At 46.3% G+C, this 21,869-nt stretch carries 17 protein-coding genes; 13 read left to right on the top strand and 4 right to left on the bottom strand.

Going from position 1 to position 21,869, the window contains the following annotated elements; translation table 11 throughout:
- The first annotated feature begins 24 nt into the window (after positions 1-24).
- Positions 25-1,416, top strand: coding sequence for a siroheme synthase CysG (gene cysG, locus AC27G9_RS06390; RefSeq protein ID WP_487072242.1), 1,392 nt, complete (start codon positions 25-27; stop codon positions 1,414-1,416).
- A 106-nt stretch (positions 1,417-1,522) separates the two neighbouring features.
- Positions 1,523-2,407 (top strand): hypothetical protein, encoded by an 885-nt coding sequence (locus AC27G9_RS06385; protein ID WP_487072240.1) that lies wholly within the window; start codon positions 1,523-1,525, stop codon positions 2,405-2,407.
- Between the two features lie 7 nt (positions 2,408-2,414).
- Here AC27G9_RS06385 and AC27G9_RS06380 read toward each other — a convergent pair whose 3' ends face one another.
- Positions 2,415-3,335, bottom strand: coding sequence for a diguanylate cyclase domain-containing protein (locus tag AC27G9_RS06380; protein WP_487072238.1), 921 nt, complete (start codon positions 3,333-3,335; stop codon positions 2,415-2,417).
- A 489-nt stretch (positions 3,336-3,824) separates the two neighbouring features.
- On the opposite strand from AC27G9_RS06380, the gene AC27G9_RS06375 reads away from it, so the two are divergent.
- The 6 genes from AC27G9_RS06375 to AC27G9_RS06350 all read left to right on the top strand — a co-directional run bounded on the left by AC27G9_RS06375 (position 3,825) and on the right by AC27G9_RS06350 (position 13,096).
- Positions 3,825-6,866 carry a TonB-dependent receptor domain-containing protein gene (locus AC27G9_RS06375; RefSeq protein WP_487072236.1) on the top strand — a complete coding sequence of 1,014 codons (3,042 nt, stop codon included), beginning with the start codon at positions 3,825-3,827 and terminating at the stop codon, positions 6,864-6,866.
- A gap of 77 nt (positions 6,867-6,943) precedes the next feature.
- Positions 6,944-8,119, top strand: coding sequence for a M14 family metallopeptidase (locus AC27G9_RS06370; RefSeq protein ID WP_487072234.1), 1,176 nt, complete (start codon positions 6,944-6,946; stop codon positions 8,117-8,119).
- Positions 8,116-9,735 (top strand): N-acyl-D-amino-acid deacylase family protein, encoded by a 1,620-nt coding sequence (locus AC27G9_RS06365; RefSeq protein ID WP_487072232.1) that lies wholly within the window; start codon positions 8,116-8,118, stop codon positions 9,733-9,735. Before AC27G9_RS06370 ends, AC27G9_RS06365 begins: the two co-directional genes overlap by 4 nt.
- Positions 9,732-11,483: a gamma-glutamyltransferase gene (ggt, locus tag AC27G9_RS06360; protein ID WP_487072230.1), complete on the top strand. Its 1,752-nt coding sequence runs from the start codon at positions 9,732-9,734 to the stop codon at positions 11,481-11,483. The genes AC27G9_RS06365 and ggt overlap by 4 nt, the downstream gene beginning before the upstream one ends.
- Positions 11,484-11,560: 77 nt before the next feature.
- On the top strand, positions 11,561-12,448 hold the full coding sequence (locus tag AC27G9_RS06355) for a LysR family transcriptional regulator (protein ID WP_487072228.1): 888 nt from the start codon (positions 11,561-11,563) through the stop codon (positions 12,446-12,448).
- Positions 12,449-12,670: 222 nt separating this feature from the next.
- A complete protein-coding gene (locus AC27G9_RS06350) occupies positions 12,671-13,096 on the top strand; it encodes a hypothetical protein (protein ID WP_487072226.1) in 426 nt (141 codons plus the stop codon).
- A gap of 43 nt (positions 13,097-13,139) precedes the next feature.
- Here the strand turns inward: AC27G9_RS06350 and AC27G9_RS06345 are convergent, their stop codons facing one another.
- Complete coding sequence (locus AC27G9_RS06345) at positions 13,140-14,396, bottom strand: NADH:flavin oxidoreductase/NADH oxidase family protein (RefSeq protein WP_487072224.1); 1,257 nt, start codon at positions 14,394-14,396, stop codon at positions 13,140-13,142.
- 80 nt (positions 14,397-14,476) lie between these two features.
- Between AC27G9_RS06345 and AC27G9_RS06340 the strand changes: the two genes are divergently transcribed.
- The 5 genes from AC27G9_RS06340 (at position 14,477) to AC27G9_RS06320 (ending at position 20,577) form a co-directional block, all read left to right on the top strand.
- On the top strand, positions 14,477-14,881 hold the full coding sequence (locus tag AC27G9_RS06340; RefSeq protein WP_487072222.1) for a MerR family transcriptional regulator: 405 nt from the start codon (positions 14,477-14,479) through the stop codon (positions 14,879-14,881).
- A 15-nt stretch (positions 14,882-14,896) separates the two neighbouring features.
- The gene (locus AC27G9_RS06335; RefSeq protein WP_487072220.1) at positions 14,897-15,367 is read left to right on the top strand and encodes a CreA family protein; all 471 of its coding nucleotides are present in this window, start codon (positions 14,897-14,899) and stop codon (positions 15,365-15,367) included.
- Positions 15,368-15,930: 563 nt separating this feature from the next.
- Entirely contained in the window at positions 15,931-17,247 is a 1,317-nt protein-coding gene (locus AC27G9_RS06330) for an aminotransferase (RefSeq protein ID WP_487072218.1), read from the top strand.
- A gap of 257 nt (positions 17,248-17,504) precedes the next feature.
- A complete protein-coding gene (locus AC27G9_RS06325) occupies positions 17,505-18,815 on the top strand; it encodes a type III PLP-dependent enzyme domain-containing protein (protein WP_487072216.1) in 1,311 nt (436 codons plus the stop codon).
- Between the two features lie 43 nt (positions 18,816-18,858).
- Complete coding sequence (locus AC27G9_RS06320; protein WP_487072214.1) at positions 18,859-20,577, top strand: Na+/H+ antiporter NhaC family protein; 1,719 nt, start codon at positions 18,859-18,861, stop codon at positions 20,575-20,577.
- 93 nt (positions 20,578-20,670) lie between these two features.
- Here AC27G9_RS06320 and AC27G9_RS06315 read toward each other — a convergent pair whose 3' ends face one another.
- Both AC27G9_RS06315 and AC27G9_RS06310 read right to left on the bottom strand, forming a co-directional pair.
- Complete coding sequence (locus AC27G9_RS06315) at positions 20,671-21,099, bottom strand: hypothetical protein (protein WP_487072212.1); 429 nt, start codon at positions 21,097-21,099, stop codon at positions 20,671-20,673.
- The gene (locus tag AC27G9_RS06310) at positions 21,096-21,836 is read right to left on the bottom strand and encodes a hypothetical protein (RefSeq protein WP_487072210.1); all 741 of its coding nucleotides are present in this window, start codon (positions 21,834-21,836) and stop codon (positions 21,096-21,098) included. The genes AC27G9_RS06315 and AC27G9_RS06310 overlap by 4 nt, the downstream gene beginning before the upstream one ends.
- Positions 21,837-21,869 lie beyond the last annotated feature (33 nt).

Raw genomic sequence — 21,869 nt, 5'->3', positions numbered from 1 at the left:
GTTAACGTGACACAGGTTTTGACTATGCGCTACTTTCCCATCTTTCTTGATACTCAACGCTTACACGCACTCGTTGTTGGCGCTGGTGAAGTTGGCGCGCGCAAGCTGGAGCTACTGCTAAAAAGCGAAGCTCAGGTTACCGTGGTTGCCCCTTGGATGTGTGATACTGTCATTCGCCTCGGCGACGATCCAAGAGTGACACTCATCAAGCGAGAGTTTGAAGCTACGGACCTCGATAACAAAGATGCCGTATTCGTGGCAACAGACAGTGACGCTGTCAATCGCAATGTGCATCAGCTTGCTACTGAACGCAAGATACTGGTCAATGTTGTTGATAACACACCTCTGTGCCAATTTATTACCCCAACGATTATCGACCGCTCTCCCATTGTCATTGCCGCGAGTAGCGGTGGAGTTGCGCCAGTTTTATTGCGCTTTATTCGACAGAAACTTGAATCACTCTTACCTGCTAACTTGAGTAAACTCGGTGCCTTTTCAGAAAAATTCCGCGAGAACGTGAAACAAGGCTTAAAGTCAGTGACAGAACGTCGCTACTTTTGGGAAGACGTATTAGATGGCGATATTGCTGAAGCGGTTGTCAATGGACAAGAAAGCAAAGCTGACGCCATGTTGCTCAACGCCCTAGAACAAGCGAAAGCCGATTCAAAGGTACAAGGCCAAGTCTACTTAGTAGGCGCGGGTCCGGGCGACCCAGATCTCCTGACATTTCGCGCATTGCGCTTAATGCAAAAAGCCGATGTAGTGGTGTACGACCGCTTGGTGTCTCCTCAAATTCTCGAGTTAGTCAGACGTGATGCCGAAAAGATTTATGTCGGTAAAGCCAAAAGTAACCACACATTACCCCAAGAGGACATCAACCAATTGATGGTCGATGAAGCCAAAAAAGGCAATCGAGTGGTAAGACTCAAGGGAGGCGACCCCTTTATTTTTGGTCGCGGAGGCGAAGAAATCCAAACACTGGTCGAAGCAGGTGTTGAATTTCAAGTCGTACCGGGTATCACGGCGGCAAATGGAGCCTCAAGCTATGCCGGTATACCTCTGACTCATCGAGACCATGCTCAATCTGTCGTATTCGCCACCGGCCACCTTAGGGATAACACCATCGATCTCAACTGGCCAGCACTTGCTCACGAAAATCAAACTGTGGTCTTTTATATGGGTCTCACAGGTCTCTCTGTGATCTGTGAGAAGTTAATGGAACACGGTATGCCAGCCTCAATGCCAATTGCATTAGTGCAATCTGCAACGACAGCACAACAGCGAGTTGTCACAGGCACCCTTGAGAATATTCTCGACAATCCAGAAACTGCACAAATGAAGCCGCCTACACTAATTATCGTCGGCAGCGTGGTATCCCTTCGCGATACACTAGATTGGTACTCGGTGGATAATTAATATACAGTAATCATACGTTTGGTTTATTCGTGGGTTACACGTTATTCGCGCGCTAGTCATTTTTCTTCTTTCTGTGTTTGCCTTTGATACATCGGCGGACCAGCTGATGTTTGAAAAACGCAATGCTGACAATACCATCTCCTACCATTATAAGTGGACCGATAAAGACGATATCGAGCAAAGCATTGCTTTTGCACTCGACAAAAAGATGGTCAATGCCATTCCTCAATCTCAAGCCGTTTATCGTCCGTCATTAGCTCAGCGACACGTCACTGTTTCTCTGTTAAAAGCAGCTCGAAACGTTGATCCCAAAAAAGCCATTATCGACATTCGGCAACAACAAGAGCGAGTCAATATTGGCATTAAAAGCCATGATCAAAATACCATTGAAATGCTCAGCAAAGAATTCGGCGCACTCAAAGACAAAGCGTTTGAAGACTATCTCTACGAACGTTATTACATGCAGTATGAAACGCCAATGCGAGAGCCTGTGGTAAAACCTGATCACATTCGATATGTGGGTATGAGTACCGAAGCATTAATTCCATTGTCGCAAGCGTTTTATGAAAAGCTTGGAGGGCAATCAGAAGCAAGAGAATACTTAAATTTGTTGTTGGGTTGGTTGCAGTCAATCCCTTACGATACGCTAGAAGACAGAACGACGAGTCACGGCTCAGGGTTTTCTCCACCAATTACTGTGTTAAACCAAAACCAGGGAGATTGTGATAGTAAATCGGTTATTGCCGCTTCAATTACGCGGTCGTTTTTACCTAACACACCAATGGTCATGGTTTTTCTGCGAAATCACGCGTTGCTTGGATTGGCTATAGGCGCCAAAGAGACAGATGACATCATCACCTATAACGGCGTGCCTTATGTTTTATTTGACCCAACTGGGCCAGCACTTTTTGAAGTCGGTCAGGTCAGCTCAAACACCCGTTCCGACATTGCGGCGCATCAATATACCGTTGAAACCATTCCCAAGATTTAATACAGGCTCATTTGAGTTTATCGAACTTGGTCACAACGGTATTACGGCCGAGCTTTTTCGCTTCATACAAACTTTCATCAGCTGTCACAATAAGCGATTCGGGTTGGCCTTTGCGGCTAGGTATTGCCATCGCCGCGCCTACACTGATTGTCACGACTTTGGCCGCTTGCGATTTGTCATGACGAATCTGTAAACGTTCAATGCCCGCTCTTAGCTTCTCACATAACTGCACCACATCTTCAGGTTCGCATTCTCGCAATACTACCGCAAATTCTTCGCCGCCATAACGCGCTACATGATCTGACGAACGACTGGCTAAACGCTGAATACAAGCTGCCACTCGCTTCAAGCAGCTGTCCCCTACTGCATGCCCATAGTGATCGTTGTACTGTTTAAAATAGTCGATATCGATGAACAAGAGCCCAACACTGCGGCCTTTGCGTTGTGCGTGGCTCCATTCATCCGCCAAATGACGATCAAAGCTTCGCCGATTAGGGATATTGGTCAAGCCGTCAATATTGGCATACACCTCGAGCAAATCGGTTTTTTGTTTCAGCTCTAACAGATTGGAAACTCTGGCTTTGACCAAGGCAATGTGAAAAGGCTTGCGCAAGTAATCCAACGCCCCCAATTGTAAACCGTGAAGTTCAGACTCATCAGAGCCCTCGCCCGTTACAAACATAATGGGTATAGACATGGTTTCAGGGTTGGCTTTAACTTGTGAACAAATATCATAGCCGCTGAGATCAGGTAGGTTAATGTCTAACAAGATGAGATCAGGAGGATCGCGATGAATGATTTCGAGAGCGGCTTTACCTGAAGTTGCAGCGTTAACCCTGCACATTTCTTCCAATGCATTTTCGAGCAGCGCGATGTTTATTACATCATCGTCCACTACCAAAACCGACGACGATTCAAAGGACTTCATACTTTTTTCCTTAAGCAGTAATCGACCTGAGTGCCTCACAATACCAGTATTTAGTCGATTGCAAAGACAATTTTGTTTTATACCCGATGCAACACAGAACAATCATAGGTGATTGAACTTACATGGATACTACCAAAAAAAGTGAAAGCGTAAGGTATCTGCGCAAACACACTAGCGGTGTTAGGTATAAACTCAGGTTATCCACTATGCTAAGAGCACTGACCTTAACTTTAGGTTAAGCGCCCATAACCACAAGTTATAGTGATTGTATAACATCTTCCTTTTGGTACTTAATTCATTGGCCTTGAGGCATATATCGCCATTACCAGAAAAGAAGTATTAGACGACATTTAGCGCAACCCAGAACATAACCAAAGGTTATACCTTTACTATAAAGGGTTGTTGTTTTTTCGACTTTGTTGCGAGTATGTTAATGACTCTGAGAGAAATAGAACCAACTAATACGAAACAGCATAACGGGAGTCGCACATGAAAACGAAAACGCATACCGTCTTCTCGCAACACATTTTGGCAGTCTGTGTTAGCGCGGCGATAGCAGGTACATCATTTTCAACCTTGGCACAGACCACTGAAGACAAAGATTCAGAGTCTATCGAGAAAATACAAGTCCTAGGTTCAAACATCAAAGGCAGTACCATTACCGGCACACTTCCGGTAACCGAACTATCCGAAGAAGACATTTTAGCGACGGGCGCTGTTGACGGCGAAGAGCTGCTTCGCGCCATCCCGCAAATCGGTTCTGTGGGCTTCACATCAACGCGAGGAGGCAATACGGGTGTTAACGCCGCTAGGGGCGATGTTGGCTCGTTCAACTTAAGAAGCGTCGGTGAGGGCAACACTCTCGTATTGCTAAATGGTCGCCGTATGGTTAACCACCCGATTACTCAAACAAGCTTTGGCGTACCGGTAACGTCGGCCAACTCCAACACGCTACCAGTGCTAGGCCTGAATCGAATAGAAGTTTTACGAGACGGCGCAGGTGCATTGTACGGTGCTGACGCTGTAGCTGGTGTAGTGAATTATGTTACCCGCACAGAAAGTGAAGGGGGTCAGGTGAATGTGCGATTTGGTTCCGAAGCGGGAACAAGTCGCGAAGATTTGACCTTACAAGCTGAAAAAGGCTTTGAATTTAATGATGGCGCGACCTACTGGTTGATCAGCGGTAGCTATGACAATAAGAAAGGCATTTTGGCCTCAGAAAAAGACTATGCGGCAAATCAAGATTTGCGCAGTCGCGCTCCAGAATTATTCGCAGGTGATACTGACCTCGATAACCGTTCAACCCTTGAACCTTGGGCTGATATTCACTGGTTGGGATTAGCCAGTAGTATTGATGATTACATCATTCGCCCAATTTCTTATATCAACGATGCCGGTGACCAGGTAACCGCTGCAACCTGTGGTGGTGGTGCTTTACCTGACGGAGGCGGCATTATCGGCGACGTTTGTCTTGAACAAACGGGGAGCCACAACAGAGCGTTGAGACCTAACCGCAACGAAGTAAGGACTTTGATCCCTGATATCGAGCGCGTCAATCTGTACTCGAACATCAGCCATGAATTAGAAAATGGCACCGAGTTCTACAACGAATCCACCTATTACTATGCGAAGACTGAACGTCAATGGGAACAAAGCGCCATACTGAGTAACGGCACTTTTGAAGTACCAGCAGACAGTTATTGGAACCCCTTTGGGCCAGTTACCTTTGCCGATGGCCGAGCAAACCCGAATCGGATTCCAGGCTTGGATACCAGTATTGTCCCAGAAGAAGGCCTTCCTTATAACCTCAGAATACGACCAACTGATGTTGGCCCTCGTCAAGTAGAAGTCGAGAGCACTAGCTATCGATTCCTCAACGGCTTACGCGGCACGTGGAACGACTGGGATTGGGATACAGGTTTGCTTTACAGCAAGGCGAAAACCACCGATACCGCCAACAACAGAATCAGCTCGCCGTTGTTCTTGGCACAATTGAGCTTAGACACAGAACAAGCATACAACCCCTTTACTGGCGTCAATAATGCCGTACCTTCGAGTATCATTGATTTGTCGCCAAACCCGCAATCGAGTATTGACCCTTTCTTGGTCAGCGCTGTGAGAGAAGCAGAAACATCATTAACACTATTGGATTTTAAAGTTTCTAATCCTTACCTCTTCAAGTTACCAGCGGGTGATGCAGGTATCGCTTTGGGTGTTGAGTGGCGCAAAGAAACATTGGATGAAGATAATTCAGATATTTTTGACGGTAGCCGCCCATTCGTTGAAGGCAATTCTGATCCGGTGAATTTGAGTTCACTCGAAGGAAGCTCAGTCAGACCTGATATCAGTGCAGACCGCAAAGTCTTCTCCGCCTACGCCGAATTGGTCATGCCCATTTTGCGTGATGCGCCACTGGCGCACAGTGTAGATGTGCAATTGGCGGCCCGATATGAAGATTTTGACGATATTGGCAACATTACTCGACCCAAGATGGCAGTTTCATGGTTCCCGATAGAATCGTTACAAATTCGCGGTGCAATTTCAAAAGGCTTTAGAGCACCAAACCTCATTCAATTGCGTTCTCCAGGCACGTCAATCACAACCGGTGTAGATGATTTTGCTGAAAACTCGCTTGATGAAAATGGAAACGTCGTTGTCAATGCGACAACACTTGCTGACGGCGGTCCAGGTAACGGTAACTATTTGCTGGAAACTTCAGGTAACGCCAATCTACAACCGGAAGAAAGTGAAAACATCAGTCTCGGCTTCACCGTTAGGCCTGCAGACGGTTTGATCGTGACATTTGATTGGTGGGAAATCGAAACAGAGGGCACGGTTGGCGTCTTGTCAGATGAGAACGAATCACGTCTTGACCTCGTATTGCGCGGCGAGGGTTCATTCAATCCCCGTGTTATTCGAGGAACACCTGATGAGGACAATCCATTAGGCGAGATCGTGCAAATTGTACGTGAATACAAAAACCTGAATACCCGGACCATCAGTGGCTATGATTTGAGTGTTAATTATGGCTTCGACACTAGCGTGGGTAGCTTTGACGTTAAGTTCAACACCGCCAGAACCCTTAAGTTTGACCAGTCTCCTGGTGGCGATGCGGCAAGAATCGTAGAAGCGGGCGCTGACCCAATCGTCCTCGGTAGCGATGTCGGCGATATTGTTGGCACCTCTCGTATCCCAGAATGGCGTGGTACGGCATCATTGCGCTGGACAAGCACAGATAACTTGTGGACTTCGCGGGTATTTGCAAATTACGTTGGTGACGTGCTGGAAACTTCAGTAAGAACCACCGTCGACGGTGAAACCGTATTCTTGGAAGTGGATCCTATGACAACGGTTAATTGGTCACTCACGCGCAGAGATGCATTTGACACCGAAGACCTAGATTTAACCTTCGGTATCAATAACGTCACTGACCGTGATCCACCATTAGCGGATACCACTTTTGGTTATACAGGCACATTGCATTCGAGCCGAAGCCGTTACTTCTATATGACAGGAAGATATCGCTTCTAGGCCGAGGGACAATATGTATCCCTTTACGTTATAGGGCTCGTATGAGCCCTTTTTTTCGATCAGCTTGGTGTTTAAATATGAAAATGATAAGTGGATTCGTCGCGTGGCTTGGCCTAGTAACTATGGCCAATGCTTGTGACTTTAACGACGTCCTTTTTCACGCTGACTTCCCTATGGGCAGGCTCAATCATTGTGAGCAAATCTCGCCACAACAATTTACGCTGCACTTTCAACCAGAAAATCGTCCAATCAACAGCAGCGCTTGGTATGCATTTCAAGTGAAAAGCACTACACCACAAACCTTATCCTTAACACTGACTTTTGATGGTGACTTACCTCGCTATCTCCCCAAAATAAGCCGCGACGGCCAATCATGGCAAACGATACCCTTCGCTACCTCTAAAGCAGGTTTTGAGATAGCAGTAGAGGTAGATAAACAGCCGCTGTGGATTGCGGGTCAAGAACTCATCACGAACCAAACATATGCAGATTGGTTTAACGCACAAAAAAACGCCGCGAAGAACAAGACAGAACGGCGGTTCTTTGAATTGGGCCGATCAACTCAAGGTCGACACATTCAGGCAATCACCAGTTTGGCAGAAAATAGCAATGAATGGGTCATTTTAATTGGCCGTCAACATCCGCCGGAAGTGACTGGTGCTTTAGCTATGCTGCCGTTTGTCGAAAATCTTTTAAGTGATTCGACAATGGCCAAACAGTTTAGACAGCGGTTCAATTTATTGATTGTTCCTAACGTGAATCCCGACGGTGTCGCTGCCGGTAATTGGCGTCACAATACTCGGGGTAAGGACCTCAATCGAGACTGGAATCAGTTTGAACAAACGGAAACTCGCTTGATTCACAATGTCTTGCAGAAGTTAGTGCAAGACAAGCAGAAGATTGTTTTTGCGTTGGACTTTCACTCAACCCAAGAAGATGTTTTCTACACCATTCCCAGTGATGCAGGCATTGTCCCTAAAGACTTGGCCAACCTGTGGTTAGATACGATTAATCAGCAAACTAACCGTTTTTTCAAAGTTCGTAATAAACCGGGTAATAGCCCAGGAAGAGGTATATTTAAACAATATATTGCTGACACATATCGAGTTCACGGTGTGACGTTTGAATTGGGCGACAATACCAACAGGCAGCTTATTAAACAAATCGCCACTGTGAGTGCGCAGACGTTTATGTCACTCATGACAAGTACTGACCCTAGTGATTTCTACCTACCAGAGGACTCGGAACAATGAGTTTTGCCGTCGCGCTCAGAACCAAACGATGTGCACTCGCTTTGCTTGCGATCACCCTAAATGGTTGTGCGAACCAACACCGTCAAGATTTACCCGAAATCGATATGCTTATCGTAAACGGCAGCGTCTATTCCGGCAATGACACCCTCAATCGAAATCTTGATGTCGGGCTGTGTGGCAAAGTCATTTGTGCGATCGAGCCAACGGGAACTCATACCCTTGTCGCAAAACAAACCATCGACGCCAATGGCTACGTGGTGAGCCCAGGTTTTATCGATCCCCACACGCACACATTCGCTGAGCTATCGAGTGATGACCAACACTTCAATCTCAATTATCTTTACCAAGGCGTGACAACCGTGGTCAATGGCAACGACGGCGGCGGCCCTGCACGCTTCAGAGAAGCCCTTGCCCGCATCAATCCACATGGCGTTGGTACGAATTTCGCAATGTTCGCCGGTCACGGCAGCTTGAGAAAGTCGGTCATGGGTACCGCCAAACGCCAAGCCTCGCCTCAAGAGCTCGCACAAATGGAAGCGCTTCTTGAACAAGCCATGAAAGAGGGAGCGTTAGGGTTATCGACTGGCTTGTATTATGTCCCCGGTCAATTTGCAGATACCAAAGAAATTATTGCGCTGGCGATCATTGCTTCTCAATTCGGCGGTATATACGAAACGCATATTCGAGACGAGAGCTCTTTTAACATTGGCTTTCTCAAAGCGATAGATGAAGCGATCGAAATAGCACAGCAAGCGAGTATTCCTTTGCACTTAGCTCACATTAAAGCACTTGGTGTTGATGTGTGGGGGCAAAGCTATGACGCCATAGAACGAATCGAACACGCGAATAAAAATGGTATTAAGGTCACCGCTGACCAATATCCATGGCTGGCTTCTGGCACTAACATACACAGTGCAGTCGTTCCCAAATGGGCACTCGCTGACTCCAATGATGCCTTTTTATCACGCCTTGAAGACCCTACTCTTATTGAACGAATTCGACTTGAGATCACCGATAACATTCGCCGCCGTGGAGGCGCAGACAAACTTTTAATCACCGCGTCTCAGCAAACAGAATGGGTAGGAAAAACCCTTCAAGATCTGGCCGACCAATGGTCAATAACTCCCACTGAAGCCACACTAAAAATGGTACGTTTAGGTCGCCATCGCGTGGCGTCTTACAATATGAACCCCAAGGATGTAGAGAACTTCATGGCACAACCTTGGGTAGTGACATCTTCTGATGGTACCAATGGACACCCGAGAAAATACGCCAGCTTCCCGAAAAAATTCCGTCAGTATGTGAAAGACAAAGCGCTTTTGACGACTGGCGAATTTATTCACCGTAGCTCAGGGCTAACTGCTGACATTTTGGGCATTGAAGACCGCGGTACGCTTGATGTCGGTAAAGCAGCGGATGTATTGATTTTCGACCCGAATAATTTCTCAGACGAAGCTAACTTCGAACAATGGGATGTGCTATCAAGCGGTGTGAAGTATATTTTCGTCAATGGCCAAAGTGTCATTGAAAATGGGCAATTCACCGGCAGACTCGCCGGAGAGTTCGTCAGACCAGCCCGAGTCCAGCGCGCCCCAAAATCGAAAGGACAACTATGAAAAAGCAACTCCTCATAGCATTGAGCCTCTGCGCCATCTCGTTGAATGCCGCTGGAGCAGATCAAAAAGCTACCTCATCTCACCCGTATCATCTGTCAAAAACTGGCATTGTTCGTTATCAAGATGTGTTTCATCCAGTCGTTGCCGAACGGGGCATGGTCTCCAGTCAAAATGCGCTGGCGACAGAAGTCGGGGTCGACATACTGAAACGCGGCGGAAATGCAATTGATGCGGCAGTTGCCGTTGGTTTTTCCCTTGCGGTCACTTTGCCACGAGCAGGCAACTTAGGGGGTGGCGGTTTCATGCTGTTTCACTCCGCTGAGCAAAACAAAAATATTGCCATCGACTATCGAGAAACTGCACCTTCTGGGGTCAGTGCTCAACACTTTTTAACGCCTGACGGAGAAAAAGACAGAAACTCCCCGCTTTCTTGGGATGCGGCTGGTGTGCCAGGTACGGTAGCAGGGATGTACGATGCGTGGCAGAAATACGGCAGTAAAAAGCTATCGTGGCAGCAACTGCTACAACCCGCTATTGATTTTGCAGAGCAAGGCTTTGTCGTTAACTATGACCTTGCCCAAATTCTTGCCAGCAAGCAAACTCAGTTAAGCCAAAACGAAGCAGCAAAACACGCATTTTACAAACCCGATGGCACCATTTACCGCCACGGAGAGCGGTTTAAGCAACCCGATTTGGCATGGACGTTAAAACAGATTGCCAAAGGCGGTAAAGCCGCCTTTTACACCGGCCCTATAGCTGAGAAAATTGCAGCTGATATGCAAAAACACGGTGGTCACATAGACCTCGACGATTTGCGTCAATATCAGACGATTTTCAAGACGCCAGTGATGGGAGACTATCGAGGCTACCAAATTCTCGCTATGCCGCCTCCCAGTTCTGGTGGCGTCACGGTTATTGGTATTCTCAACATAATGGAGCAGTTCCCCTTACCGCAATGGGGGCCCGCTAGTGACACATTTCACGTCATGGCCGAGGCAATGAAGTTTGGCTTTGCCGACCGTGGTACCTACATGGCAGATCCGGCTTATTATGATGTGCCCGTCGCTTGGCTAATCGACAAACAAAGGGCTAAAACGCTAGCCGCAAAAATCAACATGGATACAGCTATCGATGCAACGTCTCTCAAAGGCGATATCTACACGGGTGAAAGCCCGTCGACGACGCATTTTTCGATTGTTGATAGTCAAGGCAATGCCGTCTCCAATACCTATACGCTGGGTTATTCCTTTGGCAATGGTAAGGTTGTCTCGGGCACGGGCTTCTTATTGAATAATCAAATCCACACTTTTTCCGTACGAGCTGGCATACCCGGCGCAAAGGGATTTATCGCGAGTACCGCTAACAAACTTGAAGCAGGTAAGCGACCAGTTAGCTCGCAATCGCCGATCATAGTGATGCGCGACGACCAGGTTTTCTTGGTCACTGGCAGTCCCGGTGGCAGCAGAATCATTAATGCAGTAGTACAAATGGTAAGCCATACCATAGATCACCAAATGAACATTGCTGAAGCCACTAACCAGCGACGTATTCATCATCAATGGATTCCCGATAGGCTAGAGGTTGAGCCAGGGTTTAACCGAGATACTATCAAGGCGCTACGGGCGAAAGGGCAAAATGTAGAAGAAACCTTCACGATGGGAAGTACCCAGTCTATTGTGATAAAAAACGGCTTTATTTATGGTGCATCTGACCCACGCCGTCCCAATGCGCTATCAAAAGGCTATTAAATACTATGTCCACTCAACGAGAAACAAGAGCCTTGTGTTATGCTTAAAAAACCGAGTAAATCAATACGGTACACAGTATGCGATTGAGACACATTGAAATTTTCCATGCCATTTACACTACGGGGTCTATCACCAGTGCGGCCAAGATGCTCTGTGTCTCACAGCCCTCCGTGAGTAAAGTACTCGCCCATGCAGAAGTGCAACTGGGCTTTCTTTTGTTTGAACGGGCGAAAGGGAAACTCATTCCCACCACAGAAGCCGATATGCTGTTTTCTGAAGTCGACAGTATTTATAAGCAGTTGTCGTCCATCAAGAAAAAAGCGGAAAACATCAAACGCAGTGAGAGTGGCCTGGTTGATATTGCCATTAGTCCTGCGCTAGGCTTCGAATTGATCCCCAACGCGATCGCCAAATTTCACGAGGTGCATCCGGATGTGCAATTTCGGATCAAGACCCTGCACAACGACGACGCGCTGCAAACTTTACTCGAACACCGATGTGACCTTGCAATACTCTTTTCTTCCCCCGAAATGCCTGGCGTTAACGAGATTGATTTAGGCGCGAGTGAAATGGTCATTATGTACCCAACAGAGGAATTTCCAGACTCACCTGAGGCAATGCCCATTGAAGCGCTTGCTGACCAAGAATTGATAGGAATATGGGACAGCGGACCTTTGGGAGAATTGATTTGGAATCGCATTGCCCATAGTGGCCTAGACGTATCGTCATCAACTCAAGTTGATACTTACTACATCGCTGCCAGCTTGGTAAGTAAGGGCATAGGTTGCTGCACTATCGATAGCCTGACAGCAAAAGCCAATCAGAAAGATAATGTCGGCTTGGCTTCCTTCGCCCCTCCCATTCCTATTCAGGTGAAAGGTTTGCATCTAGAAACACAACCCCTGCCTCGTATCTGTCGAGACTTTCTTGAACTGGTAAGGGCAGAAATCGAAGCAAATCGATAGTGGTAACCGCTCAAATGTCTTGTCTTAAGGTAATTGGGTTTGCTAGTCTGCGCGAAGGTTTTACTAAAAGACTTACTGCGCATGATGGACCCATTGCCCTATTTACAAGAGATCAGTTTCAAGGATGAACGCAGTAGAGCGCTGACACATTATCCGTTCTCAATCCCTGCCGTTAAACATCTACAAACACTTTCTGAAAAATCGCATAACTAGGAGAAAATATTGGGCGAACCAGATTATAGCAAGTACTCACTAACCGAATTACATCAAGCTTTAGACAGCATCGATAAAGAAGCGTATCCAGAACGCCTCAATGCGATACAGCACCGTATCGATAAACTCGAGTCTCAGCACGGTACAATCGACGCAGAAAAAACAACACAAAGCACCGAAAAAAAACCACTGGGACCAGTGGGTTTGGCATTCGTATTTGCTATGACGGCATTGTTTGTTTGGTTAAGTGTCAATGCTCTGCTTACAGGTGAAATTTCGGGTAAACGAGGCCATGTCTACACCTGGGAAGCAAGCCCTAACATGTTTTTGTTTATGCTCGGTGTGAATCTATTTGTCGTCGGCGTATTGATCAATGTCATTGTCAAAACAAGGCGACTGACACAGAAAGCAAAACAAGCCGAGCACGGTTCTTGATGGTATTGCTAGGGCGGTAAAGCAATACCATCAAAGCTTTTATCTAGGATTCTAGTTGGCTTTGGTATTGCTTCCGGTAGCGTTTCGTCAGTTTTGCACTTCTTAACTGGTCTTTGATCAACGCCAATAATGGCGAGGCATTTAACTTGGGTGATTTGCCTCGGCCAAGTCTTCGCAAGTCTTGTTTGACTAAACTCATTGTCGCCAAACCGGATAAGGTTTTATCTTTCCAGTTCACTACAGGAATATGGCCAACGACATCCGGTTGGACTTGCCATAAATTTGGCAAATCAGGTACCGATGCCAACGCACTGGCCATACCCACAAGCTCAACGCCACTGTCGATAACCTTGTTTGCCACACTCAAGCGGCGTACACCACCTGTTGTCATAATTGGCATCTTGGCATCACGCGCAATTTTCTCGGCAAATTCCAAAAAATAAGCTTCACGTGCGAGTGTGCGCCCATCAGCGGTTCTGCCCTGCATGGCTGGGGCTTCATAACTACCACCAGAGAGTTCGACAAAATCGACCTTTAACTCGCCTAACAGCGCAATCACTTGAGCCGCGTCGTCGATATCAAACCCGCCACGCTGAAAGTCGGCAGAGTTTAGCTTCACTGAAACGATAAATTCATCGCCACAGGCGAGACGAATTCCCTTCACTATGTCTAATAGGAGTTTAGCTCGACTATTGATGTCACCACCCCACTCATCGTCCCTTTTATTCGTTAAAGGGGAGAGAAACTGGGCAATGAGATAACCGTGAGCTGCGTGAACTTGAATACCATCAAATCCGGCTTTTTGAGCCTGTGTCGCTGTAGTAGTAAAGCGCGCTATGAGATCTTGAATCTCTTCATTCGTCATCGCTTTTGGTTGCCCAAACATGGCAGAGTGCTTACCCATATTCAGAGGGATATTTGAAGGTGAAAGTACTTTGCCCCCCATTTTTTTGAAAACTTGACGACCGGGATGGTTGATTTGCATGACGACAAGCGTGTCATTTTGCCGTGCCTTGGAAGCTAAAGTTTCGAAAGGCGCAAGATCCGTATCTTTTTCTAATACGACGCCACCGGGCCCTGTCATTGCCAGATGATCGACCATTACATTGCCCGTCAGAATCATGCCAACGCCACCTCGTGCCCAAGCGTCATAAAGATTGAACAACATCTGTCCAGGGACTTGGTGATTTTCCGCTAGGTTTTCTTCCATTGCCGCTTTCACTAAACGGTTTTTCACCGTTTTTCCGCTCGGCAATACAAAAGGTGTAAACGCTGATGAAGTATCCGACAGGTTTGACATAGAACACGCTCCAAGAAATAGATGCAATCACTATAACCTTAAAGTAAGCTTTAAGGTCAACATGCATTTTGGAGAAAGTGATGCGTATCGGTGAACTCGCCGAAAAGTCAGGCGTTAACGCCAGTACTATTCGGTTCTATGAAAAGTCTGGACTTATTCCCAAAGCCGAACGAAAAGCCAATGGGTATCGGGTTTATGATACAAGTGCGCTGGAACGCCTACAATTGATTCGCTTTAGCCAAAGTCTGGGTTTTACGCTCAACGAATTGCCAGGTCTTTTACACGCAGAAGCAGGTTTCGACCATGATTTGATCATGAGTCGGCTTAAACAAAAGCAAGCCGAGATTGACACCTTACTCGCTCAATTAACGAGAAAGAAAAGCAAAATGGCAGCATTAATTCATCAAATCGAAAATCACTGGGCTGATGGCGAGTGTATGCCAGTCGACGAACTGGCCTCGCTATTAGCAAACACTGACCACTAATGAAAAGGACATGTAATGAAAAAGCTCGTAGCAGCAATAGTCGCTCTTTCAACCTTAACGAGTTGCTCTGATAGCGAAGTTGGCGATGTTGGTTTGGGCTGGTTTACGCTAAAAGATATCTCAATTTCCAGCTTAGTCGACGAAGATATACCAGGTGTGACCTGCCATATTGCATCCATCGATGCAGATTTGAGCTTTTCCGATCCCAGTGACAGCTCGATAGCCTGTCGCCAAACCGGAGAAATCACGCCAGAGATGATCGCGAAAATCGATAAAAGCAAATCAGGTGAAGTGGTTTTTAAGCAATCTAAAAGTATCTTTTTTAAAACGATGAAGGTACGCAGAATCTACGATGCGAAAAATCAGACCTTGTTGTACCTGTCTTATACGACCAAGGAAACAGAGGGTAGCTTTAAGCATAGCCTATCAACCGTGCCACTGTGGGGAACCTCGGCTTATATTGCACCAACAGCGACGTCAAACTAACACCGCGAGTTTCACTTGCCTAGGTGTTGCAGGATTTCGAGCGCCTAGGCTTGAACTGACCCACCCTCGCGGTGTGAATGTTATCTGCGATAGACCTTGTTCATTGACCAATCTGGCAAGTGCAAAAGTAAGGAACTGAGCCTGATTTGGTCTAGTTATAGCCCAGATTGAAGCACTTATACTCACTAGAAAACAACTTTACTTGATTGTCTAGCTTGCGGTAATTGGAAATAGGATTTGCCGGTTTCGGCCGATCCGCTTGGGTGTTTTTCTGCTTCGCTGATTGTGGTTTCGTCATGACTTTGCCCTCTTAGTAATGTTTCTAACCTACCAAAATCGGCTGTCAAAATAACATTCTCAAAATTACACAACACATAGCCAAATTGAATGATTGCCCCATGCGTTTTAATGCTTCGCCTCACAACAAAAGGAATGACCAAATTTCATCAACAAGGGTTACTATCTAATTGGCCGCGAATGTTTAATCGCTATACCACATCAAGCGCTATAGTGAGCATTTAGACACCCAAACAACTAAAGTGAGATTGACTAAGGATTTTAAAATGCCTGCACCCCTACTGTACCCGCAAACCAACCCAAAGCTGGCTGAACAGCTCAGTATTGAGAAAGCACAGGGCATTTACGTTTATGATAATAAAGGCAAAGCATACCTAGAAGGTTTATCTGGATTATGGTCAGCTTCACTTGGCTATGGTAATCAAGAACTGATAGAGGCCGCGACGACTCAGTTGGAAAAGCTCTCTTTCGCGCCGCTGTTTGGCGGTCGAACCCATGAGCCTGCCATGGCATTGTCCGAGCGTTTAGCCGATATGGTTCCTATCGACAATGCCAAAGTATTTTTTGGTAATAGCGGCAGTGATGCCAACGATACCCTGCTGAAAATTTTGCGATACTACAATCACGTTGAAGGTCGCCCAAACAAGAAAAAAGTCATCTCGCGCCAGCGTGGCTACCATGGTGTAACGCTATCCAGTAGCTGCTTAACCGGGCTACCCGCACTACACAGTAATTTTGATCTGCCAATCGATGAGCTTGGTATTTTGCACACGGATTGCCCGCACTACTATCGCAATAGTCTGCCTGGAGAGAGTGAAGAGGCATTTTGTGATAGGTTGATTCGCAACGTCGAACAGCTAATCGCAAAAGAAGGGGCAGAGACGATCGCTGCGTTTATCGCTGAACCCGTCAATGGCGCCGGAGGTGTAGTTGTTCCGCCAAATGGCTATTTTGCCAAGCTCCAAACGCTGTTGCAGAAGAACGATATCATGTTAATCGCCGATGAGGTCATCACTGGCTTCGGTCGAACAGGCCAGGCGTTTGGCTCTAATACTTTCGACATAAAACCCGACATGATGACATTAGCCAAGGCAATGTCTGCGTCTTATTTGCCAATCAGCGCTTCGGTTATTTCTGATGAGATATACCAAGCCCTAGTCGATCCCGCGGATAAAGTCGGCGTATTTGGTCATGGTTATACTTATTCAGGTCATCCGGTTTGTGCCGCCGTTGCTTTGAAAACACTTGAGATATATCAAAGAGATAACCTTTTCGACTATGCTCGAACGGCTGGTGATTACATGCAAAGTAAACTACGTCCACTCGGTTCTATGAATTGTGTGGGAGAGGTAAGAGGCGTAGGCATGATAGCGGCCCTTGAAATAGTCTCAGATAAAGCGCAAAAAACAGCAGATGCTGCACTGACTGGGAAAATCGTAAATCAATGCTTGGAAAATGGGCTAATCGTTCGTCAAATATATGGCAACACCATCGCCATTTGCCCTCCTCTAATCATTACCCATGAACAAATAGATGAGTTGGTGGATAAGCTATCGCGCGCCATCGCTGCGTTTTGTTTATAGACATTGCATGGGACATCTCATCCCAGTGACTGCATTGAGTTAAAGGGAAGCGCGACTTCCCTTTTTTATTGGTGCACCTCGCAAAGAGAGAATTTATACACTTGAAAAATATAGTATTTTTTAGCCCATAACCTAAGGTTATTGTTTGTTTTACTCTTCGAATTTCTTCTATTTTTGTTAAACCGTTACAGTATTCAATATAGAGCAAAGAGCCTATTTGCAGTATTTGGATATCGCGACGTTTCAGGCGATACGTTATGGAGTCACAGGAAATGAATAATATTGGCGAGCATCGCACCAGTAACGGAAAACTCAACGCATTACGCAAAGCAGTTGCCTTAGACTGGCTCAACGATGAGTTACCACTGGCGGGCTTTATCGATATTGAAGGCGTCAAGCAAACCATTTCACAACTCAAAGCCAGTTTCCCAAGTCATTTCCACCATCATTTCGCTGTCAAGGCGAACAGTATTCACGGTGTTCTCAAACTGCTTTGTGAGCAAGGTATCGGCGCGGAAGTCGCAAGCCCCGGCGAATTGGCGCAAGCACTAAAAGCAGGTTTCGCTAAAACAGATATTGTGTTTGATGAACCAGCCAAGTCATTCAAGGTTATCGAACAAGCGATTACATCAGGCGTTAACCTCAACATAGATAACTTCCAAGAGTTTGATTTAGTTTGTGACTTGGTCAACAAACACAAGCCCGATGGCAACTTTGGGTTTCGAATCAATCCGCAAATTGGCGCGGGCTCCATTGAAGCAATGAGTACAGCAACAAAGACCTCAAAGTTTGGTGTGCCATTGGCCGATCCTGGCGTGCGAGAAAAAATCATTAGTGCATACAAAGCGCACCCTTGGCTTAACGCTATTCACTCACATGTCGGTTCACAAGGTTGCCCATTACCCTTAATGGCAAAAGGCATTGAAGAGGTGGTCAACCTTGTCGAAGAAATCAACGATCAAATTGGCCATCAGCAGGTTAAACACATCAATATTGGTGGCGGTTTAACCGTTAACTTTAAAGGTGAAGAAGTCACACCAACATTCAAAGCGTATTCTGATGTACTTGCCGAGCGCGTCCCTGCATTGTTCTCGGGAAAATATCGGATTATCACGGAATTTGGTCGAACCATCATGGCAAAAAACGGCTTCTTCGCGGCAAAAGTTGAGTATGCCAAAATCAGTGGTGGCAGGCGTATAGCGATAACCCATGGTGGTTCACAAATCGCCGCTCGCACCACATTTATGCCGGACGCATGGCCATTGCGAATTACGGCTCATGATGCATCGGGTGATATCAAAAACAGTCGTCCTGTTATGCAAGACATTGCTGGGCCGTGTTGTTTTGCCGGAGATCTGCTCGCCAGTGAACGCATGCTGCCTGAACTTGCCCGACACGACCTGATTATGGTCCATGAAACGGGCGCCTATTATTTTTCTAATCCGTTTTACTACAATAGTTTGCCTGCTCCTCCGGTCTATGGTTTTGAGCGCGAAGGAGACTCGACCGTGCTCACTGTCATTCGCGAAGGGCAAACTATTGAACAAATGATGTCAGTAATAGGTTAACCTTAGCGTTAATTAAAACAATAACAAAGCTGGAGTTGCGCTAATGAAATCAATGAAATCACCTGCGCTTTTGGTTTTCATATTTGGTCTGGTGGCAGCGCTCTATCTCGGGCAATATCATGCAAAAACGTGGATTGAACAATCGCAAACACTGCCTGTTCTCACTGACGAGCTAGGTCTGGATTACATTTCGAAGGACGGCGAAAAGGTCGCCGTGGATTCCCTTCCCGCTTATTCTGCATCCCCGTTGAATCAACAAGCGCTAGACAAAATCACTGACACCCCTCAGATCGCCCAACAATGGGTTCGCGATGGCGATGAAGTGAAATTACTTAAGCCGGGGTTCCACTATGGTTTTTGGTCTTTGTTACCGGCGTTTATCACGATATTGCTCTGTGTTGTAACCCGAGAGCCACTCATTTCTTTGCTGTCTGGAGTGATCATCGGCGCATTGCTGATGACCGAATACAACATTATCGATAATGTATTGGTCAGTAACTTAGCCTCTCCGAGCGCTGCAGGTATCCTTGTGCTGTATCTTTGGTTGCTTGGCGGATTGCTTGGCCTGTGGTCGAAAACAGGAGCCGCAAGTGCGTTTGCTCAATACATGGCAACACATTATGTAAAAGGCCCAAAATCAGCCAAATTAGTGGCATGGTTTTTAGGCGTATTGTTCTTCCAAGGCGGCACAATGAGCACGGTTTTAGTCGGAACAACTGTACGCCCTCTCGCCGACAAAGCCAAAGTCAGCCACGAGGAAATGAGTTATATCGTGGATTCGACCTCATCGCCTATTGCTTCAGTGCTGGCCTTTAACGCATGGCCTGCTTACATCCAAGCATTGATTTTTGTCCCTGGTGTGACGTTTTTGGCGACGGAAGCTGACCGTCTGAGTTTCTTCTTTCAGAGTGTACCACTGAGTTTTTACGGCATTCTGGCAGTCATAGGGACTTTGCTACTCAGCTTAGATATTACGAAGTTTTCTGGCCGACGTATTCGAGAAGCACGTCAACGCGCTATCAATACTGGCGAGCTCGACGGGCCAAACGCTATGCCGCTCAGTGCCAAAGAGTTGCGAGAGACTGATGTACCTGAGAATTACACACCCCACGTGCTTGAATTTGTTTTGCCCTTGGTAACACTCATCTCTACAGCGGTGTTAACGTTTGTGTTTATGGGCACACCTAAAGTCACCTGGGCATTTGGTCTTGCTCTGGCTATGTCATTTTTTATCGCGTTGTTCAAAGGCATGTCATTATCAAATTTAGTAGAAGGATTTGGCAATGGTCTGAAAGGCGTGGTATTCGCTTCCGTGATTTTAATGCTAGCCGTCACCATAGGGGCAATCAGCAAGGAAATAGGTGGAGGTTTATATCTCGTCTCATTATTGGGAGAAAGCGTGCCATTTTGGCTGTTACCAGTTTTACTGCAAATCATGACTATGGTTATCGCGTTTTCTACGGGAACCAGTTGGGGCACCTACGCCATCGCTTTTCCATTGGCCATGCCGTTGGCTTGGGCAATTGCTCAGTCTCAAGGATTAGCCAGTCCAGAATTGTTCATGATGGTTTGTTTTGCGACTATCTTAAATGGCAGCGTTTATGGCGACCAGTGTTCGCCCATATCCGATACCACAATTTTGAGTTCGATGACGACGGGTTGTGACCTCATGGATCACGTGAAGTCGCAGATTGTACCTGCAACTTTTGCTGCGGTTACGGCGGCCATATTGTGGACTTTGACCGTCCTCTTGTTTGTATAGAGAGCATGCTGCAAAAAGTTGGTGCTGGTACAAACCAGCACCGATAATCACCCGCTTTTTATTATGGCACGGGCCGGCCTTAAAGTTACCGCCTCACAGCGTAATGGTCGTTGTGTCAGCCGTTTTACTCGTTCTGAACTTTATTTCGGTTAATTTCACATCGGTGATTTTTGCGCCATCTAGTAGACCTACCGTTTCACTACTGAAAGTTTCCGTGGCATAGCCTTCAAGAGTAATGCAACCAACCTGCCCTTTCTTTTTAGGGCCATCATTGGTTGAGTAGTACTTATCTCCAATACCGACACAATAAAACGTATCACCGGAGTGATTGGTGACTCTCCACTGACCTCGTGGTAGGTATTTTTTAGAAAAGTACGTTCGGTATTGAATCGTCAAGATCGCTCGATTCTCACGCTTAATCGTCTTTTCATCTTGCCATTCAGACCAATCTCCAGACACAGCAGGTTTTACGAAGGCGAAGAAAACAAAGGGAACCCAAAACAACATTTTCACATTCATCATGATCTCCTTTTTACCTTTGACGCATTTCTAACGAAAAGAGTGAGTAATACTAGAAGTAATAAAATAGAAGAAGGCTCAGATACCTTGCTGACTCTCACCAATGCAGTACTGCCATTGCTAAAGAACTGAGAGGTCGTTTCATTGATCCATCTAACCTGACCATCATCTAAGCGGCAAGTCGTGGAGCAAACTGTTCCCATACTAAAATCAGCGGCATTGATCAAACCATTGCCATTCAAGTCAGAACCAAAAAGTACTCTCGCAAAACTTCCAGTAATGCCAAGACTATTGTAATAAGCCGTGAGAGAGCTATTTATATTCGTTGGTCCAAATAGCTCTACAATTTGAATTATGGGGTCGGCAAAAAAATCGTTTACGTCGCCTGGGGTGTAATAAATTCGTTGAAATGCGGTTTCGCTACTACTGAAAGAAGTAACAGAATCTGTAGTAACAAAACTAGCATTAGCCCCAAAATTAAATGCATTGAGAAGAGCTGCCATTTCGTCATTGGAAGCGAGCCGCCAGCCACCACCATCGTAACTATTAGCAACACTAGAAACAGCATCAGCTAGAGGAACACCATCGAGCACATCCCACTGTAACCATTCCAGCCCTGTTGCATCGTTTGTGACTATGTTAGTGGCTTCATTTAGGGTGTAGCCGTTATATGAAATAATTCCGGCATGAGTAAATTGACTACAGATCAGTAGTAAGACGACAATTAACGGCTTCGACATGGTACATTCCCTTGTTTTGTGTTCTTTCTTTAA

The organism is Alteromonas sp. 5NS40-0096 (genome assembly GCF_057544385.1).
This window is presented reverse-complemented; position numbering and strand designations above follow the sequence as displayed.

Excerpts from the sequence above, each read along its gene's own strand:
- AC27G9_RS06345 (WP_487072224.1), bottom strand. The coding sequence starts at position 14,396 with ATGTCAAACCTGTCGGATACTTCATCAGCGTTTACACCTTTTGTATTG.
- AC27G9_RS06320 (WP_487072214.1), top strand. The coding sequence starts at position 18,859 with ATGAAATCAATGAAATCACCTGCGCTTTTGGTTTTCATATTTGGTCTG.
- AC27G9_RS06340 (WP_487072222.1), top strand. The coding sequence starts at position 14,477 with ATGCGTATCGGTGAACTCGCCGAAAAGTCAGGCGTTAACGCCAGTACT.
- AC27G9_RS06385 (WP_487072240.1), top strand. The coding sequence starts at position 1,523 with ATGTTTGAAAAACGCAATGCTGACAATACCATCTCCTACCATTATAAG.
- cysG (WP_487072242.1), top strand. The coding sequence starts at position 25 with ATGCGCTACTTTCCCATCTTTCTTGATACTCAACGCTTACACGCACTC.
- AC27G9_RS06380 (WP_487072238.1), bottom strand. The coding sequence starts at position 3,335 with ATGAAGTCCTTTGAATCGTCGTCGGTTTTGGTAGTGGACGATGATGTA.
- AC27G9_RS06330 (WP_487072218.1), top strand. The coding sequence starts at position 15,931 with ATGCCTGCACCCCTACTGTACCCGCAAACCAACCCAAAGCTGGCTGAA.
- AC27G9_RS06370 (WP_487072234.1), top strand. The coding sequence starts at position 6,944 with ATGAAAATGATAAGTGGATTCGTCGCGTGGCTTGGCCTAGTAACTATG.
- ggt (WP_487072230.1), top strand. The coding sequence starts at position 9,732 with ATGAAAAAGCAACTCCTCATAGCATTGAGCCTCTGCGCCATCTCGTTG.
- AC27G9_RS06310 (WP_487072210.1), bottom strand. The coding sequence starts at position 21,836 with ATGTCGAAGCCGTTAATTGTCGTCTTACTACTGATCTGTAGTCAATTT.
- AC27G9_RS06375 (WP_487072236.1), top strand. The coding sequence starts at position 3,825 with ATGAAAACGAAAACGCATACCGTCTTCTCGCAACACATTTTGGCAGTC.
- AC27G9_RS06315 (WP_487072212.1), bottom strand. The coding sequence starts at position 21,099 with ATGATGAATGTGAAAATGTTGTTTTGGGTTCCCTTTGTTTTCTTCGCC.
- AC27G9_RS06335 (WP_487072220.1), top strand. The coding sequence starts at position 14,897 with ATGAAAAAGCTCGTAGCAGCAATAGTCGCTCTTTCAACCTTAACGAGT.
- AC27G9_RS06365 (WP_487072232.1), top strand. The coding sequence starts at position 8,116 with ATGAGTTTTGCCGTCGCGCTCAGAACCAAACGATGTGCACTCGCTTTG.
- AC27G9_RS06325 (WP_487072216.1), top strand. The coding sequence starts at position 17,505 with ATGGAGTCACAGGAAATGAATAATATTGGCGAGCATCGCACCAGTAAC.
- AC27G9_RS06355 (WP_487072228.1), top strand. The coding sequence starts at position 11,561 with ATGCGATTGAGACACATTGAAATTTTCCATGCCATTTACACTACGGGG.